The organism is Planococcus sp. RAB007_Raresut (assembly GCF_057369535.1).
Genome location: NZ_JBXYIF010000004.1, coordinates 41,119 through 67,550, shown reverse-complemented (window position 1 = coordinate 67,550; position 26,432 = coordinate 41,119). Strand labels below are relative to the sequence as shown.

General features: G+C 45.0%; 25 protein-coding genes. 18 read left to right on the top strand and 7 right to left on the bottom strand.

The genetic code is table 11. The features are described from left to right. The first annotated feature begins 95 nt into the window (after positions 1-95). From AC2Q9J_RS09255 to AC2Q9J_RS09230, 6 genes are all read left to right on the top strand, one after another. Positions 96-1,127, top strand: a complete 1,032-nt coding sequence (locus AC2Q9J_RS09255) for a polysaccharide biosynthesis protein (protein WP_499039246.1) — start codon at positions 96-98, stop codon at positions 1,125-1,127. 149 nt (positions 1,128-1,276) lie between these two features. After that, complete coding sequence (galE, locus tag AC2Q9J_RS09250; RefSeq protein WP_499039243.1) at positions 1,277-2,305, top strand: UDP-glucose 4-epimerase GalE; 1,029 nt, start codon at positions 1,277-1,279, stop codon at positions 2,303-2,305. A gap of 238 nt (positions 2,306-2,543) precedes the next feature. After that, positions 2,544-2,930, top strand: coding sequence for a hypothetical protein (locus AC2Q9J_RS09245; protein ID WP_499039242.1), 387 nt, complete (start codon positions 2,544-2,546; stop codon positions 2,928-2,930). A 135-nt stretch (positions 2,931-3,065) separates the two neighbouring features. Beyond that, on the top strand, positions 3,066-4,094 hold the full coding sequence (locus AC2Q9J_RS09240) for a threonine aldolase family protein (RefSeq protein WP_499039240.1): 1,029 nt from the start codon (positions 3,066-3,068) through the stop codon (positions 4,092-4,094). A gap of 161 nt (positions 4,095-4,255) precedes the next feature. After that, positions 4,256-4,402: a hypothetical protein gene (locus tag AC2Q9J_RS09235; protein WP_499039239.1), complete on the top strand. Its 147-nt coding sequence runs from the start codon at positions 4,256-4,258 to the stop codon at positions 4,400-4,402. Between the two features lie 232 nt (positions 4,403-4,634). Then, the gene (locus tag AC2Q9J_RS09230; protein ID WP_499039237.1) at positions 4,635-5,708 is read left to right on the top strand and encodes a C45 family autoproteolytic acyltransferase/hydrolase; all 1,074 of its coding nucleotides are present in this window, start codon (positions 4,635-4,637) and stop codon (positions 5,706-5,708) included. A gap of 705 nt (positions 5,709-6,413) precedes the next feature. Here the strand turns inward: AC2Q9J_RS09230 and ggt are convergent. Further along, positions 6,414-8,216, bottom strand: coding sequence for a gamma-glutamyltransferase (gene ggt / locus AC2Q9J_RS09225; protein WP_499039235.1), 1,803 nt, complete (start codon positions 8,214-8,216; stop codon positions 6,414-6,416). A gap of 244 nt (positions 8,217-8,460) precedes the next feature. Here ggt and AC2Q9J_RS09220 point away from each other — a divergent pair, with 244 nt between their 5' ends. From AC2Q9J_RS09220 to AC2Q9J_RS09190, 7 genes are all read left to right on the top strand, one after another. Next, a complete protein-coding gene (locus tag AC2Q9J_RS09220; protein WP_341202550.1) occupies positions 8,461-9,006 on the top strand; it encodes a helix-turn-helix domain-containing protein in 546 nt (181 codons plus the stop codon). After that, the gene (locus AC2Q9J_RS09215; protein WP_499039233.1) at positions 8,999-9,940 is read left to right on the top strand and encodes an alpha/beta hydrolase family protein; all 942 of its coding nucleotides are present in this window, start codon (positions 8,999-9,001) and stop codon (positions 9,938-9,940) included. Before AC2Q9J_RS09220 ends, AC2Q9J_RS09215 begins: the two co-directional genes overlap by 8 nt. Positions 9,941-10,659: 719 nt before the next feature. Further along, on the top strand, positions 10,660-12,051 hold the full coding sequence (locus AC2Q9J_RS09210) for an alanine/glycine:cation symporter family protein (RefSeq protein ID WP_499039232.1): 1,392 nt from the start codon (positions 10,660-10,662) through the stop codon (positions 12,049-12,051). 518 nt (positions 12,052-12,569) lie between these two features. Next, on the top strand, positions 12,570-12,971 hold the full coding sequence (locus AC2Q9J_RS09205) for a hypothetical protein (protein WP_499039230.1): 402 nt from the start codon (positions 12,570-12,572) through the stop codon (positions 12,969-12,971). 171 nt (positions 12,972-13,142) lie between these two features. Next, the gene (locus AC2Q9J_RS09200; RefSeq protein WP_499039228.1) at positions 13,143-13,307 is read left to right on the top strand and encodes a hypothetical protein; all 165 of its coding nucleotides are present in this window, start codon (positions 13,143-13,145) and stop codon (positions 13,305-13,307) included. A 216-nt stretch (positions 13,308-13,523) separates the two neighbouring features. Further along, entirely contained in the window at positions 13,524-14,123 is a 600-nt protein-coding gene (locus tag AC2Q9J_RS09195) for a sugar transferase (protein WP_499039227.1), read from the top strand. A gap of 237 nt (positions 14,124-14,360) precedes the next feature. Beyond that, entirely contained in the window at positions 14,361-15,851 is a 1,491-nt protein-coding gene (locus AC2Q9J_RS09190; RefSeq protein WP_499039225.1) for a glycine betaine uptake BCCT transporter, read from the top strand. A 153-nt stretch (positions 15,852-16,004) separates the two neighbouring features. On the opposite strand, the gene AC2Q9J_RS09185 is transcribed toward AC2Q9J_RS09190, so the two are convergent. Further along, the gene (locus AC2Q9J_RS09185; protein WP_499039223.1) at positions 16,005-16,700 is read right to left on the bottom strand and encodes a response regulator; all 696 of its coding nucleotides are present in this window, start codon (positions 16,698-16,700) and stop codon (positions 16,005-16,007) included. An 824-nt stretch (positions 16,701-17,524) separates the two neighbouring features. On the opposite strand from AC2Q9J_RS09185, the gene AC2Q9J_RS09180 reads away from it, so the two are divergent. Further along, a complete protein-coding gene (locus AC2Q9J_RS09180) occupies positions 17,525-17,755 on the top strand; it encodes a hypothetical protein (protein WP_499039221.1) in 231 nt (76 codons plus the stop codon). A 147-nt stretch (positions 17,756-17,902) separates the two neighbouring features. Beyond that, complete coding sequence (locus tag AC2Q9J_RS09175) at positions 17,903-18,631, top strand: YveK family protein (protein ID WP_499039219.1); 729 nt, start codon at positions 17,903-17,905, stop codon at positions 18,629-18,631. A gap of 66 nt (positions 18,632-18,697) precedes the next feature. Here the strand turns inward: AC2Q9J_RS09175 and AC2Q9J_RS09170 are convergent, their stop codons facing one another. Both AC2Q9J_RS09170 and AC2Q9J_RS09165 read right to left on the bottom strand, forming a co-directional pair. Beyond that, complete coding sequence (locus tag AC2Q9J_RS09170) at positions 18,698-19,798, bottom strand: S-layer homology domain-containing protein (RefSeq protein ID WP_499039218.1); 1,101 nt, start codon at positions 19,796-19,798, stop codon at positions 18,698-18,700. A gap of 205 nt (positions 19,799-20,003) precedes the next feature. Beyond that, entirely contained in the window at positions 20,004-20,753 is a 750-nt protein-coding gene (locus AC2Q9J_RS09165) for an SDR family NAD(P)-dependent oxidoreductase (protein ID WP_499039217.1), read from the bottom strand. 195 nt (positions 20,754-20,948) lie between these two features. Between AC2Q9J_RS09165 and AC2Q9J_RS09160 the strand changes: the two genes are divergently transcribed. Continuing rightward, positions 20,949-22,019: an S-layer homology domain-containing protein gene (locus tag AC2Q9J_RS09160; RefSeq protein WP_499039215.1), complete on the top strand. Its 1,071-nt coding sequence runs from the start codon at positions 20,949-20,951 to the stop codon at positions 22,017-22,019. Between the two features lie 87 nt (positions 22,020-22,106). On the opposite strand, the gene AC2Q9J_RS09155 is transcribed toward AC2Q9J_RS09160, so the two are convergent. Both AC2Q9J_RS09155 and AC2Q9J_RS09150 read right to left on the bottom strand, forming a co-directional pair. Then, complete coding sequence (locus AC2Q9J_RS09155) at positions 22,107-23,060, bottom strand: ATP-grasp domain-containing protein (protein WP_499039214.1); 954 nt, start codon at positions 23,058-23,060, stop codon at positions 22,107-22,109. 11 nt (positions 23,061-23,071) lie between these two features. Next, a complete protein-coding gene (locus AC2Q9J_RS09150; RefSeq protein ID WP_499039212.1) occupies positions 23,072-24,130 on the bottom strand; it encodes an LLM class flavin-dependent oxidoreductase in 1,059 nt (352 codons plus the stop codon). Positions 24,131-24,311: 181 nt separating this feature from the next. Between AC2Q9J_RS09150 and AC2Q9J_RS09145 the strand changes: the two genes are divergently transcribed. Continuing rightward, the gene (locus AC2Q9J_RS09145; protein WP_499039210.1) at positions 24,312-24,719 is read left to right on the top strand and encodes a YhfM domain-containing protein; all 408 of its coding nucleotides are present in this window, start codon (positions 24,312-24,314) and stop codon (positions 24,717-24,719) included. 419 nt (positions 24,720-25,138) lie between these two features. Continuing rightward, positions 25,139-25,351, top strand: coding sequence for a hypothetical protein (locus tag AC2Q9J_RS09140; protein ID WP_499039208.1), 213 nt, complete (start codon positions 25,139-25,141; stop codon positions 25,349-25,351). On the opposite strand, the gene AC2Q9J_RS09135 is transcribed toward AC2Q9J_RS09140, so the two are convergent. After that, positions 25,335-26,300: a nuclease-related domain-containing protein gene (locus tag AC2Q9J_RS09135; RefSeq protein ID WP_499039206.1), complete on the bottom strand. Its 966-nt coding sequence runs from the start codon at positions 26,298-26,300 to the stop codon at positions 25,335-25,337. The two genes, AC2Q9J_RS09140 and AC2Q9J_RS09135, sit on opposite strands and share 17 nt — an antisense overlap. Positions 26,301-26,432: the final 132 nt, after the last annotated feature.

The window sequence follows — 26,432 nt, the reverse complement described above, 5'->3', positions numbered from 1 at the left end:
ACTGCATATTTCAAAACATTGATTTAAGAGCGAATCCAAAATTTTCACTCAAACCTTATCAAAATTAATGGCATCATGAAAAGGGGTTGATTGTATTGTTGAAAGATCGGACTTTATTAATTACAGGTGGAACCGGATCATTCGGAAATGCAGCTTTAAAATTGTTTCTTAAATCCGAGTTCAAGGAAATACGGATTTTTTCAAGGGATGAAAAAAAGCAGGATGATCTCAGAAGAGAACTTAAAAACGATAAAGTTAAGTTTTACATTGGTGATGTGAGAGATATTTCGAGTATTCATAATGCCATGATAGGGGTCGATTATGTTTTTCATGCGGCGGCTTTAAAACAGGTTCCTTCGTGTGAATTCTTTCCAATGGAAGCCGTGAAAACTAATGTCGTTGGCACAGATAACGTTTTGATGTCAGCCATACAGCATAAAGTTAAAAAAGTTACCGTACTATCTACGGATAAAGCTGTATATCCAGTTAACGCCATGGGCATTTCTAAGGCGATGATGGAAAAAGTGGCCGTTTCCAAATCACGGATGGCCGATTTAGCAGATACCATCATTATGGCAACGCGTTATGGAAATGTAATGGGCTCAAGAGGTTCGGTGATTCCGTTATTTATTGAACAAATAAAGGAGGGCAAACCGATTACAGTTACGGATTCGGAAATGACACGTTATTTAATGTCAATCGATGACGCGGTGGAGTTGGTGGTATTCGCTTTTAATAACGCAAATCAAGGAGATATTTTTGTTCAAAAAGCACCTGCCGCTACAATTGGCAACTTAGCAAAAGCGCTGCTTGAAATTTTCGAGGCAACAAACCCGATAAACGTAATCGGCACACGGCATGGGGAAAAAACGTACGAAACACTTGTTTCCCGTGAAGAGATGGCGAGCGCCGTCGATATGGGTGATTATTTTAGGCTGCCGGCAGATAACAGGGACTTGAATTATAAGCCATATTTTACGGACGGCAGTAAACAAATTACGAAAAGCTGGGAGTATAATTCGCAAAACACCCAAATCCTGTCTGTACCGGAAATTAAAGAATTGCTTCTGACACTGGAAGTCGTTCAAAAAGAATTGATGGGATGGGGGATGGCTAAACCCTCATAAAAGATTTCTCTGCATCTTAAACAATTTAATAAATCTTTATTAGTAAAAAAATTTAAGTTAAAAAGATAACTGAAAATATAGAATATTAAGAATTAAATTTCGTTTTCCAGGTTTTTATTGATTATAAAAACAAAAGGAGCGGTGACATTATGAATATACTGGTATCTGGCGGAGCTGGTTATATTGGATCACATACTTCCCTGGCATTACTCGAAGCGGGGCATAAGGTGATAATTGCAGATAATCTTTGCAACAGCAATCGTGAAACAGTCGAGAATATAATGAGAATCTCGGGCAAAGAAGTGGATTCGTATGAAATTGATGTTACCGATGCCCAAGCTGTCGAATGGATATTTAATAATTATCAGATTGATGCAGTTATCCATTTTGCTGGATTCAAAGCTGTTGGCGAATCCGTAGAAAAGCCGCTGGATTACTACTTCAATAATCTTATCAGCACAATGGTGCTTGCCAAAGCCTGTCTCGCTAAAGGCGTTAAAAAGTTTGTCTTCAGCTCTTCTGCAACTGTCTACGGCAACAATGAAGCTGTTCCTTTTGCGGAAAGTACATGTCTTTTGCCGACAACGAATCCGTATGGGGAAACGAAAGCGATAAGTGAGCGGATCCTAACAGATGTCGGCAAAGCTAATCCCGGTTTCTCTGTAACGATCCTCAGGTACTTCAATCCTGTTGGAGCCCATAAAAGCGGACTGCTCGGCGAAGCTCCTACCGGTACGCCCAATAACCTTATGCCCTATATCACTCAAGTGGCATTAGGGAAGCTGATGGAGCTGAAAGTTTTTGGCAATGATTATCCGACAGTCGATGGGACAGGGGTGCGTGATTATATACATGTATTAGATTTGGCAGATGGTCATGTCGCTGCGTTAAATAATTTATCGGAAGGAGTTATTACTTATAATCTGGGTACCGGTAAAGGAACCAGCGTATTGGAGTTGCTTAAAGCATTTGAAGAAGCTAACGAAATCCGTATACCCTTTGAAATTACAGAACGCAGACCGGGAGATATCGCTTCCTGTTATGCGGATGTTTCAAAGGCGGAACAGGAGTTGGGGTGGTCAGCTAAACTGGATATAAAGGATATGTGCCGGGATGCATGGAATTTTGAAAGAACCATGGAATATTGGAATCTCGAGCATTTGCGGAGACAGGCTTAGTGAGGAAAGAATTGAAAGCGTGGGTAGATATGTGGGATGAAAGAATCTATTATTTTGTTGGAAATTATAATTTTCATCACTATATTTTCTGGTATGATAAATTCAGAAGCTTATGCAGATACCAATGATTGCCTCTAACACTTATGCCTTTTTTCTATTCATTGAGTAGAAATGGTGTATTGGGTTAGGGGCAATCATTTTTTATTTCACCGATTTGATAAATGAAGGGGGAAGACGAATGGGGTTGGACATGTATCTTTACAGTTACCACGAGATGGAGAAGAAGGAGTACAAAGATCGTGAATACTGGCTGGAGTGGCGAAAGGCGAATGCAATCCATGGGTGGTTCGTAACGGAGATTCAAGGAGGCATTGATGATTGGGGAGAGTATCCAGTTCCGAGGGAGAAGCTGATTGAGTTAAGGGAATTGTGTTTGCACGCGCGCAGCAGCGACTGGTTCGAAGCAGAGAAACTTCTGCCGCCGATGCCGGGGCCGTTCTTTGGCTCACTCGATTATGATGAATTATATTATGGGGCGCTCGAATATACTGCAGCACAGCTGAAAATCTTGCTTGATACGAAGGAATCCAGCGAAGTATTTTTCTATTATCAGGCTTCCTGGTAAAGGTGCAATGCGGCTATCGAGTAGAAGACCACTTCAGGGATGGGGTGGTCTTCTCTTAATTCTCGTAAGTGATTTGGTACCTGCAGGTTTACGATTCGAAGATCTGCATTAAAATAAAGAAAGGAGGCGAACTCAATGACTAAGAAAATGTTTGCAAGCGATAATAATTCAGGAATCCATCCCACTATTATGGAAGCGATTATACAGGCGAATGACGGCCATGTTCCTGCCTATGGAAGTGATCAATACACGGCTGCGGCCATCAAAAAGTTCAAGGAACATTTTGGAGAAGAGAGCGAAGTAGAATTTGTTTTTAACGGGACAGGCGCGAATGTGACGGGATTGAAAGCGATGGTACGATCGCATCAGGCGATTATCTGCACGGACGGCGCTCATATCAACTCCGATGAAGGCGGCGCGGCAGAAGGGTTCATCGGGGGCAAATTGCTGACGGTCCCTTCGGCGGACGGCAAACTGACCGTAAGTCAAATCTGGCAGCATTTGCACAATATCGGCAACCAGCAGCGAAGCCAGCCGAAAGCCGTTTCCATTTCACAATGCACGGAACTTGGAACTGTTTATACGATTGAGGAGATTAAAGAAATCACTCGTTTTGCGCATGCAAATGGACTTTATGTACATATGGACGGGGCGAGGCTGAGTAATGCGGCGGCTCACTTGGGTTGTACCCTGGCCGAAATGACGGTGGATGCCGGCATCGATATGCTGGCGTTTGGCGGAACGAAGAATGGCTTGATGATTGGTGAGGCGGTTGTATGCTTTAACCCGAATTTGATGTCTGAGCTGAAATACATTCGAAAGCAAGGGATGCAGCTGGGCTCTAAAATGCGCTTTATTGCTGCTCAATTTGAGCGTTTGTTGACAGATGATTTGTGGGTGGATAATGCCCGCCACGCCAATGGAATGGCCGGGCTGCTTGCAGAAGGGTTGATGGAATTCCCTGAGATCTCACTGACTCAACCCGTCGAGTCAAACGCTGTCTTTGTTTCATTGCCAAAAGCGCAGATTGAACGGCTTCAAGAGAAACATTCGTTTGCGGTATGGAATGAAGAAAAGAATGAGATCCGGCTAGTTACGTCTTTTGATACTTCAAAAGAAGATGTGGAAAGTTTTCTTGCGGATGTCCGGGAAAGCGTTTCTTAAATGTTTTATCTAGAATGCATGAAGAATTCCAGAAATGGAGTCTTCATGCATTTTTTTGTAAGCGGAATGGGAGGCAGGATGTTTATTGCAAGGCTAGAAGGGAATAAAGTCGATAGAAATAATTTATGTATAAGACGAATTTCAATTTTGGAGGTAAAAGAATGAATAAAACAATTCAAGCAAAAGTCATGGAAGAACAACAGGTCATTTTCTGCAAGAGTCAGGAAGAGTTTGCAAAAACTTTGCGAGAAGTCGCGACTGCGGCTGATGAGAATGGATTTATGGAAGAAGTGGATGAAAAGTTATAGTGAAGCGAAGCAACTCCTATAGGGAGTGCTTTTTTATTTTTGGGGAATCTAATGCCTCGGAATATTGAGGCATTAGATTCCTTTTGGCAATGATGCAAAGCCAGTCTGCGTCTTGAATTTCATTTTCATCCCCCATGATTTAAAGGTTGATTATAGTGAAACAGAATTCTATCCTTCCCGTTCAGGATATTGATATGATGATTGGAGTAAAAGAAGTGGTGAGGTGGAGACGATGAAGAAGATACATAGCGATATTGTGCAGTTCCGTGGCAGCCATTATGATTTGGGATATTTGCATGGACAATATTTAAAGGATTCGATCACACTTGAAAACAGAAGAAAGCAATGGACGGCGAAGCGGCCGCGATTTGAAATCGATGTAAATGAAACGATGAATGCTTTTCGGCAATTTGCGCCTGGCGTCTGGGATGAACTGACGGGGATGCAGGAAAGTTTGGAGCTGCCGATGGAAGAGGTGCTGCGCGATTACGGGGGATACCGGATTGACGCGATGCCGTCAGGGTGTTCCATTGTGGTGGGCGATGATTTTCTGGTTCGCAATTACGATTTTCATCCGCAGACTTATGAGGGACGCTATGTTTTATTTCAGCCGACGGATGGTCATGGCTATGCGACAATCGGACCGGCGCAGCGGATTACCGGCAGAATGGATGGCATGAACGAGAAAGGGCTGGCGATGGGCTATAATTTCACGCATCGCAAAAAGCCGGGGGATGGATTTGTCTGTTACACCATCGGCCGGATCATCTTGGAGACGTGCGCGGATGTGAATGAAGCGGTGGCGCTGTTGAAGGAAATTCCGCATCGCGGTTCGTTCAGTTATGTAATGAAGGACCGGTCGGGGCAAAGTGCGATTGTCGAGGCGAGTCCGCGTGCTGTCAATGTGCGGTCGGCGAATGTCTGCACGAACCATTTCGAGATTCAGCAGACGGAGAATCGTAATTATTTGAAAGATTCATATGAACGGCTGGAGGCGATGACGAGCCGGCCTGAAGATACGGAGGAAGTTGGCCGGGCTTTTCGGTTGTTGAATGATAGTGACGGCGGCGTTTTCGCCAAGCAGTATAAGAGCTGGGCGGGGACGATTCACACTTCTGCCTATGTGCCGGAAGAGGGGCAGGCATGGTTTGCGCTGGGCGGAGATAAGGAGCCGGTTGTTTTTGATTTTGATAGCTGGCTGCAGGGCGAGGATTTGGATGTGAAGAAAGTTTTCGGGGAAGTGGATACGGATATCGGGTTTGGGCATCTGGATAGGCTTTATGGGAAGGTTGTGTCGAAGGGGTAGCTTTGTATTAGAGCAAGGCTGTAGGTTGAGGAGATTTGACTGAAGTTTTTAGCGGCCCGTCGGCATGACGGGCCTTGTTTTTTGCAGCTGGGTTTTGGGTTTTGTTGAGGGAAGATGTGCGGGTGGAATGTGTGAACGCCCGATTAAATCGCTGAGCGCCGGAATAATTTTTTGAACGCCTGATTAAATTGCTGAGCGCCCGATTAATCATCTGAACGCCCGAATAATTTCTAATCGAAGATATCTGCTGGATTCCAACCAGGAAAATGAGGGAAAGTAGCTTGAAAACTGGCACTAACTGAGAAAGGCATGACTATTCCTTCAAATAATAAGATCAAAACCCTATAATGCATGCTTTTCGCAGGCGAAAAGCGAAAAAGACTAGAAGAAATCAGCGGGAAATTGGCGAACGGGGATATAAATCGCTGAACACGGATATATTTTTTTGAACGCGGATATAAATCGCTGAACACGGATATAATTTCTTGAGCGCGGATATAATCTGCTGAACGCGGATATCTGCTTCCAACGCGCCATCTGACTAAGAAAAAGCGCTTAGAAAAACGGACATTCGCTTAAATAGAGCCACACATACTAAAAAAGTTAAATTCAAACGACAAAATGCATGCTTTTCGCAGGCGAAAAGCGAAAAAGAAAAGAACAAAAGGCCCGTCGCTAGGTGACGGGCCTTTTGTGCGTGTCTATTTAATTCCCTTTGCCTTTACCTTTACCCTTGCCTTTATCTTTTCCTTTCTTCAGATCGATTCCGATGGCTGCTCCGTTTCGGCTGGAGTCAGCGACACCTTTGAATTCGCCGGTTTCCGGATCGATTTGGATGCTTTGGACATTACCGATGACAGTTGGAGATGCACCGAATGAGTGTCCCATGCTGTTTAATTGTTCTAAAACATCGGCTGAAATGCCGGTTTCGTAACGATAGGAGTTGAGGTTATTTGTGAAAATACGCGGTTCTTCCACCGCGGCTTTCAGCTCCATGTCGTATTCGATGGCATGAAGTATCGTCTGCAGCACAGATGTGATGATGGTAGGTCCGCCTGGAGATCCGACGGTCAACACCGGCTCGTCTCCATCAAAGACAATTGTTGGCGTCATAGAGCTGAGCGGCCGTTTGAACGGCTGTACTTCATTGGCGCCGCCTGGCACTGCGTCAAAATCGGTCAACTCGTTATTGAGCATGAAGCCGTATTCCGGAACCATGATGCCTGTACCGAATACCTGCTCAATCGTTGTGGTGTAGGAAACGACGTTGCCCCAGCGGTCAGCTACCGTGAAGTGGGTAGTTTCGCCGTACTGGTTTTGGTCCGGCTGTTCAGTTGCTTCATAATCAGGCGTTCCATTTTCATATTGCCACGGGTCGCCGGCTGTCGGGTTTTCATTGACTGAATTCAAATCAATCAAAGCGCGGCGTTCCGCGATATAGTCGGGATGCAATAAACCGTTGAGCGGCACGTCGACAAAATCAGGGTCGCCGGCATAAGCTGCGCGGTCCGCGTAAGCCAAGTGCATGGTTTCAGCTAATAAATGATATTTCTCCCAAGATCTTACGTCATATTGGGAGAGGTCGAAGCCGTCCAAAATGCCAAGCATTTGCAGCAGGAAGACGCCGCCTGAACTTGGAGGAGGCATTGACGCGATATCATAGCCTTGGAATTCGCCCCAGATCGGTTCATCAATTGACAGTTCATAATCTGACAAGTCGTCTGCTGTCATGGAGCCGCCAAAGTCCTGCACGGTTTCAGCCAAAGCATCAGCAATTTCGCCTTCATAGAAAGCATCGGCCCCGTGGGAGCGGATGAGTTTCAGCGTTTTTGCCAAGTCTTTTTGAACAAGCCAGTCGCCTTCATCCAGCGGCTGCCCATCTGGCAGGAACACTTCTGCTGCTGCGCTGCGGCTAAGCTTGCCTGAGTTGCTTTCAATTGCATCGGCAAGTACCGAGTCGATCGGGAATCCTTTATGTGCGAGTTTGATGGCAGGATTGATTAATTGTTGGAATGGTTTCGTACCCCAGCGATCATGTGCTTCTTCAAGTCCTTTGACGGTTCCAGGTACACCAACGGCCGTTCCGCCTGTGGAACGTTCACCGAAAGGAATCGGATTGCCATTTTCGTCAAGGAACATATCAGGAGTTGCACCAGCCGGAGCGCGTTCGCGGCTGTTGACGATCTGTGTTTCGCCAGTTTCAGCGTCGTACACCATCATGAAACCGCCGCCGCCGATTCCGGACATCATCGGTTCAGTGACTGTTAACGCAAACTGTATTGCAATCGCGGCATCCATCGCGTTGCCGCCTTTCTCCAGCACTTCTGCGCCGATTTCAGAAGCCAGTGGGTGGGCGGTTGCGACCATCCCATCTTGCGCAATAGCGACTTCATCGTAGCTGTCGTAATCAATAGCCTTGTTTTTTGCGAGTCCTGTTGGCGTGAATATTCCAATGACCAATACGGCAATGAGCAGCATGAAACCGGTCGATCTGAGAAAAGTCTTCATTGATTTCCTCCTTCAAATTTAGGTTCTTCTTTAAAAATAAGTAAAAATTAGGGATTAATCAATTAGAAAACTAATTATTCTGAAAAATGAATAGTTAAGACTAGCAGACTTGTAAAATATTGGGCTTAAAGAATCAAGATATTAAACATTTTTTCACAGATGAATTCTTATAAAAAAAGATGATGTATTTAATTATCAGTTATGATAACATTATTAAAAATGATAATAATGAAGAGGTGAGACAGTGAACAAGGTGGAAACGATTCTCCATCCGGTGCGGCTCCGGATTATTCAGCAGTTGCTGGACGGGCAGGCGACGACGGCCAAGCAGATGGCGGGGCAATTGAAGGATATTGCGCAGGCGACGCTTTACCGGCAGCTGGATATTTTGGTTAAGGCTGAGGTGCTGGCGGTGACGGAAGAGAAGCAGATCCGTGGTGCGGTTGAGAAGACGTATGAGTTGAACGGGGCGGCTGCTGTTCTGACGAACGATGAAGTGATGGAGCTGACGAAGGAAGATCACCTGAAATATTTTATGTTCTTTGCGGTGCATTTAACGAAAAGTTTTGAGGAGTATCTGGACAATGGGCCGGTGGATCTTGAGCGGGACGGGGTCGGATACCGGCAATTGGCCTTGCATCTTGATGACGAGGAATTTGATGGGCTTTTGACCGACCTTCGGGGTGTGTTTGCGAAGTATATAAAGTATGAACCAACAGAGGAGCGGACGAAGCGGGTCATATCAACTGTCATTATTCCAGAAGCGGAGAGGGGAAAAGCGGATGAGTAAGAAGCTTGAAGTTTTGATTGAATCGGAAGTCGGGATTAGCGGGACGATGACGATTCCGAATTGCACCGATGAAGCGTTTCCGGCGGTGCTGATCATTTCCGGTTCGGGGAAAGGCGATCGTGACGGCAATCTGAAGAAGCTGGAGATGAACATTTACAAGGATCTGGCGGATTTTCTTACAGGCATTGGATTTGTCACATTGCGATACGATAAGCGCGGTATCAATAAAAGCGGCGGCAGTTTCCTGGAAGCGGGCATCAGTGATTTTATTGAAGATGCAGCAGCAGCTCTGCGGTTCTTGAAGAGTTATCCGGAAGTCGATTCTGATCATGTGGTGATTCTCGGGCATAGTGAAGGTGCTTTGATGGCGCCGGCTGTTCATGTGCAGGAAGCGGCTGCAGGAATGATTTTATTGTCAGGAGGAGCGGGTCCTTCCAAGGATTTCTCAGCTTTACAGAGTGAAGCAGCGTTTGGCGAGATGGATCGTGCCGGAGGAATGAAAGGATGGCTTTACCGGAAGCTGAATGTGACGGCTAAGGCGAAAAAGCAGAATGAGAAGATTTTCCGGAAAGTGGCGGAGTCGAATAAAGACGTGATGCGCGTCCAAGGCGTGCGGATCAACGCGAAGTGGCTGCGGGAGACATTGGCTTTTGATACGACGGCGTATTTGAGTAGAGTGAAATGTCCGGTGCTGGCTGTCACGGGAGAGAAAGATGTGCAGGTGCCGCCCGAGGATGTGAAGCGGATACCGGAACTGGTGAAAGGCGAGGCTGAGTGGCGGATTATTCCTGGAATGAATCATATTCTGCGGAAATACGACGGGCAGCATACAATGCTCGGGTTGATCAAGGAATATAAAGCTCAATTGGGGCAGCCCGTGGATGATGAGTTGCTGGATGTTTTAGGTGAGTGGCTGGAGCGGTTTAAGAAGTGAAATGGATTTTGGCGGGGTTAGGGTGAACGTTGATATAAATTTTTGAACGGCGATATATTTTGCTGAGCGTTGATATAATTTTTTGAACGGCGATATATTTCGCTGAACGTCGATATAATTTCCTGAGCGTTGATATCCGCTATTATCAGGGCAGTCGACGGGGAAAAAGCAGGCGGAAACAGGGAGTTCACATGGATTAAGTCCACTCTTTGTTGAAAGAATAAGATCAAAACCCCAATTACATGCTTTTCGCAGGCGAAAAGCGAAAAAGACTAGAAGAAATCAGCGGGAAATTGGCGAACGCGGATATAATCGTTTGAACACGGATATAATTTTTCGAACGCGGATATAAATCGCTGAACACGGATATAATTTCTTGAGCGCGGATATCCGCTTCCAACACGACATCTGACTAAGAATAAGCGCTCAGAAAAACGAGTATTAACTTCTAAAGAGACACACATACTAAAAAAGTTAAATTCAAAAGACAAAATGCATGCTTTTCGCAGGCGAAAAGCGAAAAAAGCAGAAAAAATAGTGAAAAGCCGGTCGCTAGCTGACTGGCTTTTCTTTTTTTATATAAATAGTTATATTTACTCGTCTCGCTGTCAGCAATTTGTAATTTCTTAACAAATTTCAATTCGATGTTCCATATTCTGTTTAAGCCCTAATTCCTGCGGGAAGAATTTCTTATCGTACATATTTGAGGGGGAAGTATTTTGGATCGTTTTTTGCAGGGAATCGCTGATTTTTCAGCATGGTTATGGGGGATTCCGCTCATTACCATGTTATTGGCGGCGGGTCTTTATATGACTTTTAAGCTTGGCTTTTTTCAGTTTCGTTATTTCAGTTACATAGTGGGACAAACGTTTGGCAGCATGTTTAAGAAGCCGAAAGGCGAAGGGACGGTCACGCCGCTGCAGGCTTTGACATCCGCGCTGTCTTCTACGATCGGAGCGGCTAATATTGTCGGTGTGCCGGCGGCCATCATGTTTGGCGGACCCGGTGCTATTTTTTGGATGTGGGTCATTGCTTTGATCGGTATGGCTTTGAAGTTTTCTGAGAGCGTGCTTGCGGTAGAGTACCGCGAGATTAATGGGAACGGCGAGTACGTGGGCGGTCCCATGTATTACATGACGAAAGGCTTGGGGATGAAGTGGCTGGGGATCTGGTTTTCATTCGCGTTGATGATTGAACTGATCCCGAGCATCATGGTGCAGGGGAATTCGGTGGCCAATACGGTGGAAGCGTCGTTTAATATTCCGCCGCTATGGACAGGGATTGCCAGTGCGCTGCTGGTGTCGGTGGTTGTTTTCGGCGGCATCAAGCGGATCGGTAAGGTTACGGAAATTTTTGTGCCGTTTATGGCATTGATCTATGTCGGCGGGGCATTTGTGATTCTGTTGATGAATGTCAGTGCGGTTCCTGAATTCTTTATGCTGATTTTCAGCAACGCATTTTCTCCGGCGCCAGTCATGGGCGGTTTTGCCGGAGCGGCGATTGTGGAAGTGATTCGGTGGGGCTTTGCCCGCGGACTCTATTCCAATGAATCTGGACTCGGTACGGCACCGATCGCTCACGCGGCGGCAACGACAGATCATCCGGTGCGCCAAGGGTTCTGGGCGGTCATCGGAGTGGTGGTCGATACGCTGATCGTCTGTACGGCGACCGCGTTTGTTGTCTTGTCTTCAGGCGTTTGGATGGAAGAAGGGGCGATGGAGAATTCATCGGCGCTTACGACACTGGCGTTTGAATCGTATTTCGGTGAATTCGGCGGCATCCTGGTGACGATTGCGCTTATTTTCTTCGTGTTCTCTACTATTTTGGTCGTCATCTTTTATGGTGCGAAGCAGGCTGAGTTCCTGTTCGGCTTGAAAGCGTCATACGGAATTCAAGTTGTGTATGTTTTGGCAGTTGTATTAGGAGCTGTTGGTGCAGCTGAAGTGATCTGGGGCTTCCTGGACATCATGCTTGCGGCAATCCTCATTCCGAACTTAATCGCGATTCTGCTGCTGAGCAAAAAAGTGAAGCAGTTGAAAAACGAATTCTTCACATCGGACAAGTATTATAAGAAAGACATGAAAGAGAAAAGAGCAGCTAAAGCTAAATAAAATAGTTATTGAAGTATCTATAGAAAACTTCAAATATACAATAAAAATGCATGAAGATATGTTCGTTTCTTTTAATGGAATGAATCTTCATGCATTTTTATGCTTTATCGTAAATTGTCATAATTGGACTGTAAACAAACATTAATGTCAATTCTGAAGAATTTTTCGCGAAAAAAACTTTTCAAAAAACATTATATTATAGTTATTTTTTATGAGGAGCTGGCGAATTAGGCGATAAGGAAATATAGCAGGGAGCTATATATAACCTGCTATCAAGTTTTCTTGCGAGAAACAATATTAAAGACTGAAAGTATATGAGGAAAATGAAATTATTTCTGAATTATAAGAATTTTTCATAGGTACTTTACAGATTTTAGCTTGTAATATAGGTTAATGGTATCGGTATGAGAGATATTTGATTATACAAATTTGCTCTTTAATAATAATAGTTTATCATTCGGTGGGTTTGAAATTATTCGTTTTATGTGAAAGATAGGAAATTAGAAGGAGTGGACGAGATGGCTGGGACTGATTATCAGGCTATGACGGCAGACGACGAGAAGGGGTTTATTGGCACCGAGGTGGAGCTGGATAATAAGTTCTGGCAGCTGCACAAGAAGCGTTTGGTTAAAGTGCATAGGAATCCCTCGAAGCACAAGAGCCTGTCGGTGGATCTCGAAGTGCCTTTGAAAATTTTCCGCGATGAATCGGAAAGTGTAAATGAGGCGGAGGTTTTTCTATTGCCTGAAGAGCTGGCGGTTTTTACGAAGGCTTTTATCCAGCATTCCATTTTACTGCCGACCAGTTATTCGCAGCACCTTTCTATGGAGCGGGGGATGTATTGTCTGCGCTTGAAATCCCAGGAACCATATGAAGATTTTGCTGAACGCCTTTCCAAAGCATTCAGCAAGCTTGGCTAAGAGTAGAAGATTTTTGTATCCATTTTCACTAGCTTTTATCCATTATCATTTAGGTTTTACGCTTTACTGTCATATATGATCTGTCGCTGGAAGTGGGATATTCATTAATGGGAATGATGCTGGCCATGGGATCAATACATGTGGTGAACCAAACTGAGGAGGATGAATGACATGACTGTTATCGCGAATGAAGAGAAGAAAATGGATGAGGCTGTTAAGACTTATTTGGAAATGTATGAGGAGTATATTGATGGGTATAAGCAGTATAAACTGGAAAAGGCCACTGTGAGTATCAGTATAGGGGAAGCCCAAAATTTTGGTGAACTGACAAACTAAAATATTTACCTGAGAGTTCGGCTTGTTGCCGGACTCTTTTTTTGTTGCTGATAAAACATTTAATACATCCTAATACCTAACAACATTACAATTTTTTATTAATTTTATAGTGACACAGGGGAAAAGTCATGGTAACATAATCTTTATTTATTAGAATTTTCAGTAATTTTAAATCAATTGGTTAAGTGGAAGAAGTCCAAAGAAGGAGTGCGTAGAATGTTTTCAGTTTGCAAAAGAACCTTCGATGTTTTATTGTCCCTGACCGTTCTTGCCATATTGTCGCCTGTTTTTCTTCTCTTGAGCCTATTCATCAAACTGGATACACCTGGCCCGGTTTTATTCAGGCAAAAACGGATTGGCAGGGGGAAAAGCGAATTCCATATATTGAAGTTCAGGACGATGAAAATCGACGCGCCGAAAGATATGCCTACCCATTTACTGGATAAACCGGAGGCTTACATAACCCGAGCGGGCAAATTTCTGCGGAAGACGAGCCTGGATGAGCTGCCCCAGGTCTTTAATATTTTGAAAGGGGATATGAGCATGATAGGTCCCCGGCCGGCGCTGTGGAATCAATTTGATCTGATTGAGGAGCGAGACAAGTACAAAGCGAATGACGTACTTCCGGGTTTGACAGGTTTGGCGCAGATTAATGGCAGAGATGAGCTGCCGATTGAAGTGAAGGCGAAGATTGACGGGGGCTATGTGGATCATATGAGCCTGCTGCTGGATCTGAAGATATTGGTGTGGACGTTTGTATATGTTTTTAAAAGTGAAGGAGTTAAAGAGGGCGAGCGGGCACCGACTAAATTATAAAGGGATAATAAATAAGCAACAAACAAAATTTAAAATGAAATACGCAGTTAATAGTAGTGCATGAAGGACCCATAATATCCAGTAATGGAGAGGGTTGTTCGTGCATTTTTTTGTTTTGTGATGGGCGGCTTCAATGTTGCGAGTGGCTATCTGTCATCTCTATGGTATTTGACTATAATGTTGTTTTTCGGTATTCTTAACAACTATGTATCAAATAAATCGTTAACAGGAGGCAACATGAAGAAAGCTACAAAGGTTTTTTATATCACGTTTGCACTGGTAATTTTAACCGTCCTTTTCGGTGTTGTAGCACCTGCCGCGTTCGAAGAAGCGACAGGCAATATCAGATCGTTCATCAATACGGCCTTTGGCTGGTATTATCTTGTCATAATGGCTGTCCTATTAATCCTGGTGTTTGTTATTATCGTCAGCCCTTACGGTAAATTACGTCTCGGCAAAGACCGGGATCGACCCGAATTCTCCACAATCACCTGGATGGCCATGCTGTTTTCAGCTGGTATGGGGATTGGACTTGTCTTCTACGGAGCATCTGAACCTTTATCGCATTTCGCAAGTCAGCCTGCGACAGCAGAAGCTGGAACCGATGCCGCGTTTAAGGAATCTCTTCAGCGCACTTATTATCACTGGGGCATCCACGTTTGGGCAATGTACGGGATCATCGCGTTGTCTCTAGCCTTTTTCCAATTCCGTAAAGGTGAACCTGCGCTGATTTCATCTACATTGAAGCCGATTTTCGGTGACCGTATGAACGGCCCGCTCGGCACATTAGTCGATATCCTGGCTGTTTTCGCGACAGTTTTTGGTGTAGCGACCTCTCTGGGGTTAGGGGCAATTCAAATTAATGGCGGAATCGCTTATTTATTCGGCGTTCCGCAGACAGAATGGATGCAATTGCTGATCATCGGCGTTGTGACATTGCTGTTCATCATTTCCGCTTGGTCCGGATTGAATAAAGGAATCAAGTATTTGTCGAATACCAATATGGTTCTTGCCATTACATTATTGATTCTTGTATTGATACTCGGCCCAACGATTCTGATTTTGAATATGTACACTGAAACATTCGGGGGATATCTTCAAAATCTGATCAGTCTTAGTACACAATCTGCACCGCTTAATGCAGAGAACCGCAGCTGGCTCGATGGCTGGACGATTTTCTACTGGGCATGGTGGATTTCCTGGGCACCGTTTGTCAGTATGTTTATCGCTCGGGTTTCAAAAGGGCGCACAATCCGTGAATTCCTGATTGGCGTCGTGCTGGTGCCGACTATTTTCGGTTCATTCTGGTTTGCCGCTTTCGGTGTAACGGCAGTCGACTTCCAGAAAAACGGCGTAGATTTGACGTCTCTGCCGATCGACCAGACGCTTTTCGGCATGTTCAATGAAATGCCGATGGGAATGCTGCTGTCCATACTGGCAATTCTGCTGGTCAGCACCTTCTTTATCACTTCCGCCGATTCGGCGACTTTCGTATTGGGAATGCAGTCAACAAACGGTTCTTTGCTGCCGAGCAACCAGATCAAAATCTTGTGGGGCGTAGCACAGTCATTGGTTGCCGCGATCCTGTTATGGGTTGGGGGTTTGGAAGCTGTTCAGAATACGATCATTATAGCGGCGCTGCCATTTTCGTTTGTCATGATTCTGATGGTGATCGCATTGTTTAAAGCATTGAATTCAGAAATGGCTTCAATTAAGTTGAAAAAATAAAATGAATTTGAAAGAGCCGCATCCATTATTCTGGATGCGGTTTTTGTATTCTTATCGGGAACAGTTGGTTTATGTCAGAGATGAAATTTGCGAAATACGTATGTAAAGGTAATCGTGGATTGTTGAACGATGGTGAGAGGGATGTATGATTTGTCAGCGAAGTTCTACCCAGCCATTTTTTAAGGCTTGTACCACAACTTGCGTACGATCTTTGAGGCCCATTTTCCGTAAGATGGTGGAAACATGGTTTTTGACCGTCTTAATGCTGATATCTAAAGTTTCATTTAATGCTTTATTGCTGAGGCCGTCCGCAAGCAATTGGAGTACTTCTGCTTCTCTGGAAGTGAGGAGGTGATATGGAAGTTTGATTTCTGTTTGAACAAAGCTGCTTGTGCTTTCATCGAGTGCCAGCTTGTTAAACGCCGTCAAAAAATCCTTTGTGATTTTTGGATGGAGATAAATTCCGCCATTGATGGTCGTCCTTATGGCATCGGCAATGGCATTTGAGTCCATATCTTTCAGCAAATAGCCGGATGCACCTGCTTGGATTGCCTGGGAGACATGGGCGAAGTCATCTACAACAGTAATGGGCAGGACAACTGCCTGTGGAAAATGCTGGATAAGTTCGCGTGTTGCTTCGACTCCATTTTTTTGCGGAAGGTTCAACTCGATCAAGACAGCATCAGGCTGGTATTCCTTGTATAAAGGAAGAAGCTGTTCTCCATTTTCACCTTCAGCTGTAATCCTGATTCTGGAATCTGCTTCCAGCACACGCTTTAGCCCTTCACGAAAAAGAGGGTGTGGTTCGATGACTAATACATCGATTTGACGAATGATGGATTTATTCATTAGGTATAGGTTCTCCTTTAATTGTTTTTTAATTATATTCACATAATTGCCAATATAAGTATAGCATAAATAAATTTGTATAAATTTGTCTGTTTAATGGCGGGATAACAGGTATTTATAATGCATTTGTACATAATGATGAATAATTACAAAAACTATAAATTCTGTGGTGCCAAAAGCTTTAAAAAGAATAGCTAAAAATCGGGGAATACGGGTAATGGTAAGTAATAGTACTGTTGCTGATCCACCGCCCTGGAATCCATACTCAAAAATTGGCGGCAAGAAGGTGATGGGATGCCTGAAGATTTTATCGGGAGATGGCTGAAGAAGATAAAGCCGCAATGGAAGACGGCGTTTTACGCATCTGTACTTAATACTAGAGCGGATAAGCATATGTACGTTTTGATAATGGAGTGGAGAAGGACGTTTTTGAAGAATAGCATGTAGTATTTATTTTAACTGAATAATCAGATTTATTTATATCTATTTTAATAAATAAGGATTATGATAAAGGCGAAGAGATGAAAGGCAAGGGAGGAGGGAACACAATGGAAGCCACCTTCGGACTGATACCAATGCTGATCCTGTCCATCTTAGCGGTAGTTGGCATCTTGTCCTATTTTTTCATGCACCACTGGCCGAACTGAAGATGAAACGGCAAAAGCGGCACCGGAAACCTATGGATTCCGGTGCCGCTTTTTGTATTTAAATTGTCAGTCTTCAGTTAAAAAAAGACTAGTTTAAATTCTGTCATAAGGTTATAATCAACTAAAGATAAAATACAGAAAATTCAGTACACATTTAAAATCTGAGTGGAAAGTAGGATGATCGGTATGCATCCCTATCAGAACTACATCGAGAAGCTGGAAAAAGAATATAAGAAAAACGTAGATGAAGTGATACGCCAAATTTACATCGGACGAGATGAAGGGCCATCAGTAACAGCGAGGGAACTTGGCATTCCGCGGCAAGCCGTCCTGCATTTTATAAAAGAATTTGATCTGCGGGCAGAGAAACATGAATATCTAGCTAAGCACAATAAGCTTAAACAATAGCTTTACTAAAATGCTGCAACTTCAACAAGGCTGTTCCCGATTGTCATAATAGATGGCTGGTGGTGCGGCTTTTTAGTTTGTCCGGATGCAGCTGCTAATCTTGTTTGAAAATCGGTATGGCAAAACACTGAAGGAGCTGTCAGTACAATGGAAGAAACAATCAGTTTACAGGACTTGTTTAAAACGATCCGAAAGCGCCTTGGACTTATTGCATTGCTGACACTGCTGGCAGTTCTCATAGCAGGCGCCATCTCTTATTTTTTATTGACACCTGTCTACGAGACATCGACAGAGATTCTCGTCAATCAGAACCCGGCAGAGACGGGCCAATTAATCAATCAGAATATCCAGACCGATCTGCAATTGATCAATACATATTCAGGCATCATCAAAAGTCCTGCAATTTTGGATCAGGTCGTTGAAGAACTGAATCTCGATATGAACTCGGATCAGCTGGATAACAACATTACCGTCAGCAATGCTGAACAATCACAGATCGTAAACATCGCTGTACAGGACGAGGATCCGGCAAGAGCGGTGGATATCGCCAATACGACAGTGGATGTCTTCGAGAATGACATTCAGGAATTGATGAACGTCGACAATGTCTCCGTCTTGTCTAGAGCTATATTAAGAGAAAATCCGGAACCCGCGTCGCCGAACCCTGTGCTCAATATGGCAATCGCTGCGATCGTCGGACTGATGCTGGGGGTCGGAATCGCGTTTCTGCTGGAATATCTGGATACCACGATAAAAAATGAACAGGATATTGAAGAGGTTCTTGGCATTCCGGTGATTGGCGTTATTTCGCCTATCTCGGAAAAAGCTGAACTTGAGAAGGATGATAAACCTGTACGGAAGAAGAGGGAGGGATAGATGGAACTAAAGAGAGACCCGTCGGAAGGATGTCCGACGGGTCCCTTTCTGTTTAATTTCCAAATCCTAAACCGTCCAACGATCGTTAATAATCGCAACCAGCACCCAATCACCATTGCTGTTTTTCACGAATACCATGTTCAGGCTCTGCCAGTCCAGACCATCATATTGGTCTGTGCCTGGGAAATAGTATTCGACAATAGTCGCTTCGGGATAAAGCTGATGGATAAACTCCGTGGCTGTTGGATAATTCCGACCATAACGTTCTTTGGCGGTATAAGTGGCATCCATCAAATACTCATCGTAATACTCGGCAGGCGTCAAGTTGATCTCAAAACCGCTGCCGTCCTGATATCCCCAAAAATAATCATTCGGATCATTCATGAAGCCAGGAAGCTGAGCTTTCGTAAATGTGACTCCGCCATTGTCGACGCAGCCGCCGGCATATGGGCAGAACTGCAACCCATCGGAGGAGCTGACATAAGCGGCAACATCTTCAAAATCCTCAGCCTGCAGTTCTGCCAGAATTTCATTGGCAGTCATCAGCAAGTCCTGTTTCTCAGGAATAAAACTTGGTTCGATGGCTCGTGCCAGGAACGCTGCAAACTGGGCGCGTGTCACATCAATGTCCGGACGGAATGTGTTATCCGGATAACCGCGGGCAACGCCTTGGTACGCAAGTCTCGAGACGGCATCAAATGCGTAATGGTCTTCACGCATATCCCGAAAATTATTATCGGGTGCATCCGGGAAGTAAAGGGCGCGGTCTAGCATTGCTACCGTTTGGGCACGTGTCACTGTCCAATCGGGGCGGAAATAATTATTCGGGTATCCGAATATAATTTCCTGTTCTGCAGCTGAAGCAATATAACCGGAAAACTCGTGGCTGGCAGATACATCACGGAAATCTGGGTCACGCGGCGTGTCATCCAGATTCAATGCGCGTCCAATCATTGCGACGGCATGCGACCGGATTACCGGGGCATCAGGACGGAAGGTGCCATCGGGGTAACCATTGATGATTCCTTCTTCATGCAAAAACGCGATTTCCAGGGCAAACGGGTGATCACCGGGCACGTCGTCGAACAAAACGATCGCCTTGGCAGGAGACGAAAACGAACTGAACATCAGGATGGCAGCAGCGATTAAAGACATAACCGTCTTCATAATCTATCCCTCCCTGTTTGTTTTCAGTTTAACATATTTGTAATGAAAAAGTAATAATTTATTGTTATTAACAATAAAATATTGACATTTATAAATGCTGATTATCCGGATTGATTTTATACATGAAATTTAAGTGACCATGATAAAAGCTCGAAATCCATAGATTCCGAGCGGGTTTATTCTGAAATTTAAATTGAATTAATCCTTACAATGCTCCCATACCGCCATCGATGCGGTACTGGACGCCTGTGATAAAAGTGCTTTCATCAGAAGCGAGGAACAGCACGAGATTGGCGATGTCGTCGGATTCCCCGTAACGGCCAAGCGGAATCGATTGGGCGAGTGTCGCTTCATCGACTTCAAGTCCTGTTTCGAGCGAACGCATCATGCGGGTATTGACCGGCGACGGGTGGATGGAATTCACCCGGATATTATGCGCCGCATTTTCAACAGCGGCGGCTTTCGTCAAACCGACAACCGCATGTTTGGAGGTGATATAGGGCGACACGTTCGGTGAGCCGCCAAGACCTGCAACAGAAGAGGTATTGATGATGCTTCCGGATTTTTTCTCAATCATGACGGGGAGGACGTTCTGCAATCCCAGGAAGACACCGCGCACATTCACGGAAAGGACCTTATCGAAATCCTCGATTTTTTGCTCAGTGATCGGAGCCACTTTACCTTCAATGCCGGCATTATTAAAGAAGATATCAATCTTGCCGAATTGCTCCACAGTCTTAGCTACGTAATTCTTAACATCTTCTTCTTTCGAAACATCCGCCTGCACGGTCAGCACATTGTCGCCCAGTTCCTTTTTTGCCTCAGCAAGTGCATCTTCGAACAAATCCACTAATACGACTGAAGCACCTTCATCCAAAAACCGCTTCGCTGTGACTTTGCCAATTCCGCCGGCTCCACCTGTAATCACTGCCACTTTATCCTGTAATCTTCCCAAAAATGATTCCTCCTCATATAATCAGAATTTTTAAACTTTTAGACCTTTCACCCTTCATTTTATCAGTGGAGGTTTTGAAATCAACTAATAAATATATATCTAGTTAAAAAGTTTGAATTTACTGATAATGAGGTGAATAAACCGTCGGCAACTGTTAAACTGTAGGCAACAAATAAAGGGAACGGAGGAGATGATATGACGAAGAAGTTGACGAGTGCGCTGATTGTGTTGCTGGCTTTGCTTCTGGCGCTGCCTGCTGCCGCCGCCACGGATTTATCAGAAGACCATCAATTCTATGAAGAAATTACGTATTTGATGGACCGGGGAGTAATCGAGGGTTATCCAGATGGCACAGTTAGGCCTGATGCAGAAGTGACGCGGGCTGAAGCTGTGGTGACGATCGGCCGACTGATGGAATTGGACGGAGCAAGAAAAGCCACGCAGTTCAGTGATGTTCCATCTTGGCATTACGCCAGCGGCTATATTGCAGAAGCTGCGGAAGCGGGCTACGTGCTGGGTGTCGGGAATGATAAATTTGAACCTGAAGCTCCGATTATTCGAGGGGACATGGCGCTGATCATGGAGCGGGTGTTTGAGCTTGCCTTTACTATCGATGTGTCGTTCACGGATATACCGCAGAATGCTTATTACGCAGAAGCGATCAGTAAGATTTTAGCGGTCAACATCACGAACGGCTATCCGGACAACACATTCCGGCCTCAGGAAGAAGTGACACGCGGGCAATACGCGGCATTCCTGGCTCGTGCGTTGGAACCAAGATTTAAAAACGATGCGGTTATCGAAGGATCCCATCAAAAAGACAAAACCAAAGTCTACACTTACGAAATGGCGGACGGCTCAACAGCAGTGCACAGTTTTGAAGATGTGCCGGACCGCGGTGATCTGACTTACGGCTACATGTGGACAGTGGATATGGACGGCACAGCCAATGATTATGAATATCTCGAGCTTGAAAACTACGATTTCTTTGCAACCGGCTATCCGTATTCCGAACGTGATTTGAATCTCGTTTACCCGATTGAAGTAGGCAAAACCTTTACCATCGGGTTGGGCGATGAAGCCATCACTCTTGAAATCACCGACGTCAATGTTACCGTGGAAACCGAATATCAGACTTTCACCAATGCCACGGAAGTGACGAGCCAAGATGACGGCTCCATGTATTACATGGTCGAAGGCTTTGCATCAGTAAAATCCGTTAATGCTGATGGGGAAGTTTTAAGCGAATTGGTGAGTGTGGAGTAGAATAAATAAAAACAGCTCATCCAGTAATGGCTTTCGCCTACGCTGGATGAGCTGTTTTTAGTGATTTAGTAAATCTGCTTGTGACTATTAAACTGTAACTTTCGATTTCTCCAATTCTTCGCCGAGCAGCTTCGCCAGTTCCAGCATGCCGAACTTGCCGGCAGCCGCTTCCGCGTCCGAATTGTAATTCGTATTGGTGTTGACGTCATAAGTGAAAATCTCGCCCGCAGCATTGCGGATAAATTCGATCCCCGCTACAGCGATTTCGTTTTTGCGAAGGAACTCTTCGTACTTCGCGATGATCGGATCATCAAATTCTTCGACCACCTGGAATTTCGGTTTTTCTTCGGGCTGCTGCTCGCCGGCTGGGCAGAACAGGTCGTCGATGCGGCAGGCATCAGCAGGACATAACTCAAATCCTTCCGAAGTATCCACTTGCACCGCGTAGACGAATTTTCCGCCGACAAACTCGCAGCGCGTGATAAACGGCTCCGGCGCCTGGATGTATTCCTGGATCAGCGTGATGCCATCGATCGACGGATCAAACTCGCCGCCGTCGAGATATTCCTTCAACGCTTCGATGGAATGAAACAGGCGAACGCCAAGGCCTTTACCGGCGCGGTTATGCTTGGTGATGACCGACGGCGCGTCCAGTTTTTCAGCAGCCGCAATAATTTGCTCACGCCCATTTGCTGCAATCGTTTTCGGCGTACGGATGCCCGCAGCGTTCAGCGCCATGGACTGGTTCACTTTGCTGACTTCAAGGCGAAGCGCGCGCGTACCGTTGAAAACGGTGCGTCCGTGATGTTCTAGCCATGCCAACAGCGAATCCGCCATTTCCGGTGCATAACGGTGCCCGCGTGTATGCGAAGAAGCACTCATCCGGCTGTAAAAGACGCCTTCAGGTGGCGTGGCATTCAAATCGACCAATCCTTCATTGATAAACCAGTCTTCATAAGGCAATTGGAGTTCATCCAGCCGCTTAAATAAATGCGTCGTCCATTCTTCATTTTCGTGGATTACATATATTTTTTCAGTCATAGTAAATCTCCTTAGTTCGAAAGCGCTTGAAGCGCTTCGCGTTTTTGTTCAACCAATGGCATCACTCGTTTCGAAAAGCGTTCCATTTCTTCCAGCTGCGGTGAAAATTGCAACAGCAATAAATCCAGGCCAGCCGCTTCGTAAGCGAGGATGCGGTCGGCAATCTGTTCCGGCGTGCCGATAAGATTCGGACGCAAGCCGCGGTTGGAAACCGAATAATCCTCCAGCTTCACTTGCTGCTCGAGCTGTGACTTGCTGACGAAATCGTCATAGCCGACGTAACCGCTCGATTCTTTCATATCCACAATGCGTGCGTATTCCGCGGCGACTTCTTCTTCAGTATCGCGGCACACAACATAAGCGGCCATTCCGTATGATTGGAGCGGCATTTTGCCGGCCGCTTTCCGCAATGTTTTCATATCCTCAATCTTCGCCTGGATTTCTTCCACCGTTCCGCCGTGCATGACGTAGGCGTCGCAGCCTTCCACAATCGACTTCTTGCCGCGCGGGCTTTCGCCGCCCGCATACAGAATCGGATTCGGACGCTGAACCGGTTTAGGTGAAAGTCGCGCATTTTGTATGTCATAGTATTTCCCTTTGAACGAAAACTCGTCCTGCGTCCACATGCCTTTCATCACTTGAAGAAACTCATCCGTCCGTTCATACCGCTCGTCATGCTCGGTAAATTGCCCTCCGTATTGTCGCGCTTCTTCCGCCCACCAGGCTGACACGACATTCAGCGTGAATCGGCCATTCGAAATCCGGTCGATATTCGCCGCCATCTTCGCCGTCACCGCCGGGTTATGGAAAGCCGGGCGGATCGCCGCCATGATCTCGATCTTTTCCGTCACCGCCGCAAGCCCCGCCGCCGTCGACCACGCCTCCAGCGAATCAGCTTCCATCCCTTTGATATCATTCAAATTCAACTCAGCGATCAGCGTCGTATCATAACCCCATTGCTCCGCCGACTGCGTTACTTTTTTTGCATAGTCAAAAGTCGCCGGCATATTCTCGTCTTCCACATTGCGCAGCCATCCGCCGAATATCGGCAGCCAAAATCCATATTTCATCTATCTTCAATTCCTTCCGCAAAGAAATTTTAATCTCAAACAATTCACTCAATTAGAGCGTGAAATCATTATACAATAAAACCTTTTATTCTGACCAGTTAACTTGGTTATTAATTTTCGGATTAATGCGTGTAACTAATTTCCAAAGTTATCGTCTAAACAATAAAGGAGGAGAGGGTCTATGAAGAAGATTCTATTTGTTTTGCTATTGGCCGGCGCTTTATTATTAATTGCTGACCTCGTCTTCTCATCCAATGATTTCGAAGAAGTCCCGATCCAACTGGAAGTATCAGCTTACGACTATGCGAATGAAGAATTTAAGGAAGCGTTTTTAATAGATAATCAGGAAGAAATTGAGGATTTTATCCACTCACTTAATAAATCACGTCACGAAAATGGCTCATACGAAATCTCACGGCAGCCCGACTATAGTATCGTGCTGGTTTACAATAACGGATCCATTGACACGCTCAGGCTGTGGCTCGATTTCGGTGATGGCTTTGACCTGTTTAACACCGATAAGACAGACGGACATTACAGGCTGAAAAACGACGGCGAAAGAGAGGTTGTTCGTGAGATTTTGGAATAGGAAGATGAAATAACATTAGAGCGCTTAAGGGTTTTAGGCTCTTAATCGCTTTTCGCCTGCGAAAAGCTTGCGATTGTGGTTTGGTTGGGTGTGAGAGGGTGAGCTTGCTATAAATATGGGGATGAGTACTTTAAAGAAATAAAAGTGGAGAAGACTGATGCTTTTTTTGGGTTTTTTCCAGGTTTTAATCGCTTTTCGCCTGCGAAAAGCATCAAATTGTGGTTTTGGTTGGTGGTGAGGGGGGATTTGCAATGGGATTTAGAGAGTGTGTGAGATTTCCTTCAAATAAAATAAAAGTGGTGGGTAGAGATGAAGCTTGTAAGTGTTTTTTGAAGGTTTTAATCGCTTTTCGCCTGCGAAAAGCATCAAATTGTGGTTTTGGTTGGGTGTGAGAAGGAGATTTTGCTTGGGAAGGTGGGTTGGGGGATGTTTTTTGGGGAGGGAAAATAGCTGTGGGGAATATATCAACGTTCAAAAAAATATATCAACGTTCAGCAGATTATATCAACGTTCAGGAGATTATATCTCCGTTCAAAAATTTATATCAACGCTCAGGAGAATATATCAACGTTCAGCATAAAACGCATAAAAAAGCACCGCTTTTTCAAGCGGCGGTCAACCTTTCTTCTTAAGATGATATCGACGTGCTTTATTCTCCCCAGTAATAACAAGGTCATACTTCGTTAAAATCCTATTCGCTACTGCAGCATTCTCCAACAAACAAAACTCCCTAAACTCCTTATTCGTAACACTATCATCCACAAACGAAAAATACTCCTGCAGCGCAAAATGATGGGCAGCTGAATTTTTCGCCCCGCAACGGAGGCACACCCAATTCCTTTTCATGCGCACCACCTGGTAACCCTTGCAATCCGCACAATAGACGCCTTTTTGCAAGTCGCTATATGCGATTTGATACGTTTCACAAAGCGGCTTTCGCACATACGGCGAGTGATTGGCCTCGATTAATCTCTTGATTTTATTGATTTTCAAAGGTGTAGGATCTGGAGGAAGGGAATGTAGGATGTTGTATAGATAGTCGTTCATCTGATACGTTTTGCAAATCGGCGCGCCGGTCGGCTTCGAGTGGAACAGACACTGATTCGCCGTATACACAATCAGACCCTTCACACGGACATCAATTTTCCGCTTCCCAAGCCAAAGCCTCAAAAACTGTATATTCTTGTTCAGCTGAAACACCGGATTATCCAGAATCAGCCGCTGCCCCTTCGAATCCATGCGAATAAATTCACCCGTCTTCTCATCGAAATGGAGATCTTCGCTAACATTCTTCGAATCGAGGATGATTATGCTCTTTTCCGTCAGCACCAGCCCGTCAAACTGCGTCTTCCAATCGCCGTCTTCCAGGCCGATATCCCATAATGCCGTAAAATTCTCGTCCAGGTGAAACTCCCGGAATTTCTTCCGCATCTTATTTTCCCCGCGTTCGCCAGCAGTTTTGCGATGCAGCTGATTTTCCAGATAATCTTTCCGGGGGTGCTTTTCCGGCAGCCTTGCAATAAAATACTTAATGGCCTGTCCATGCGGCAAAAGTTCAACCGGATCCTTTATAATCGCCACCTCTTTCTTCAATGTGAATAAATTATAGCATTCAAAAACGTCATTATTTAAAAATTCTAAAAATATTTTAACGGAAGCAAAGTATGGCTTTTTCGCTTTTCGCCGGGGCGAAAAGCATCCGTTTAGCACTTT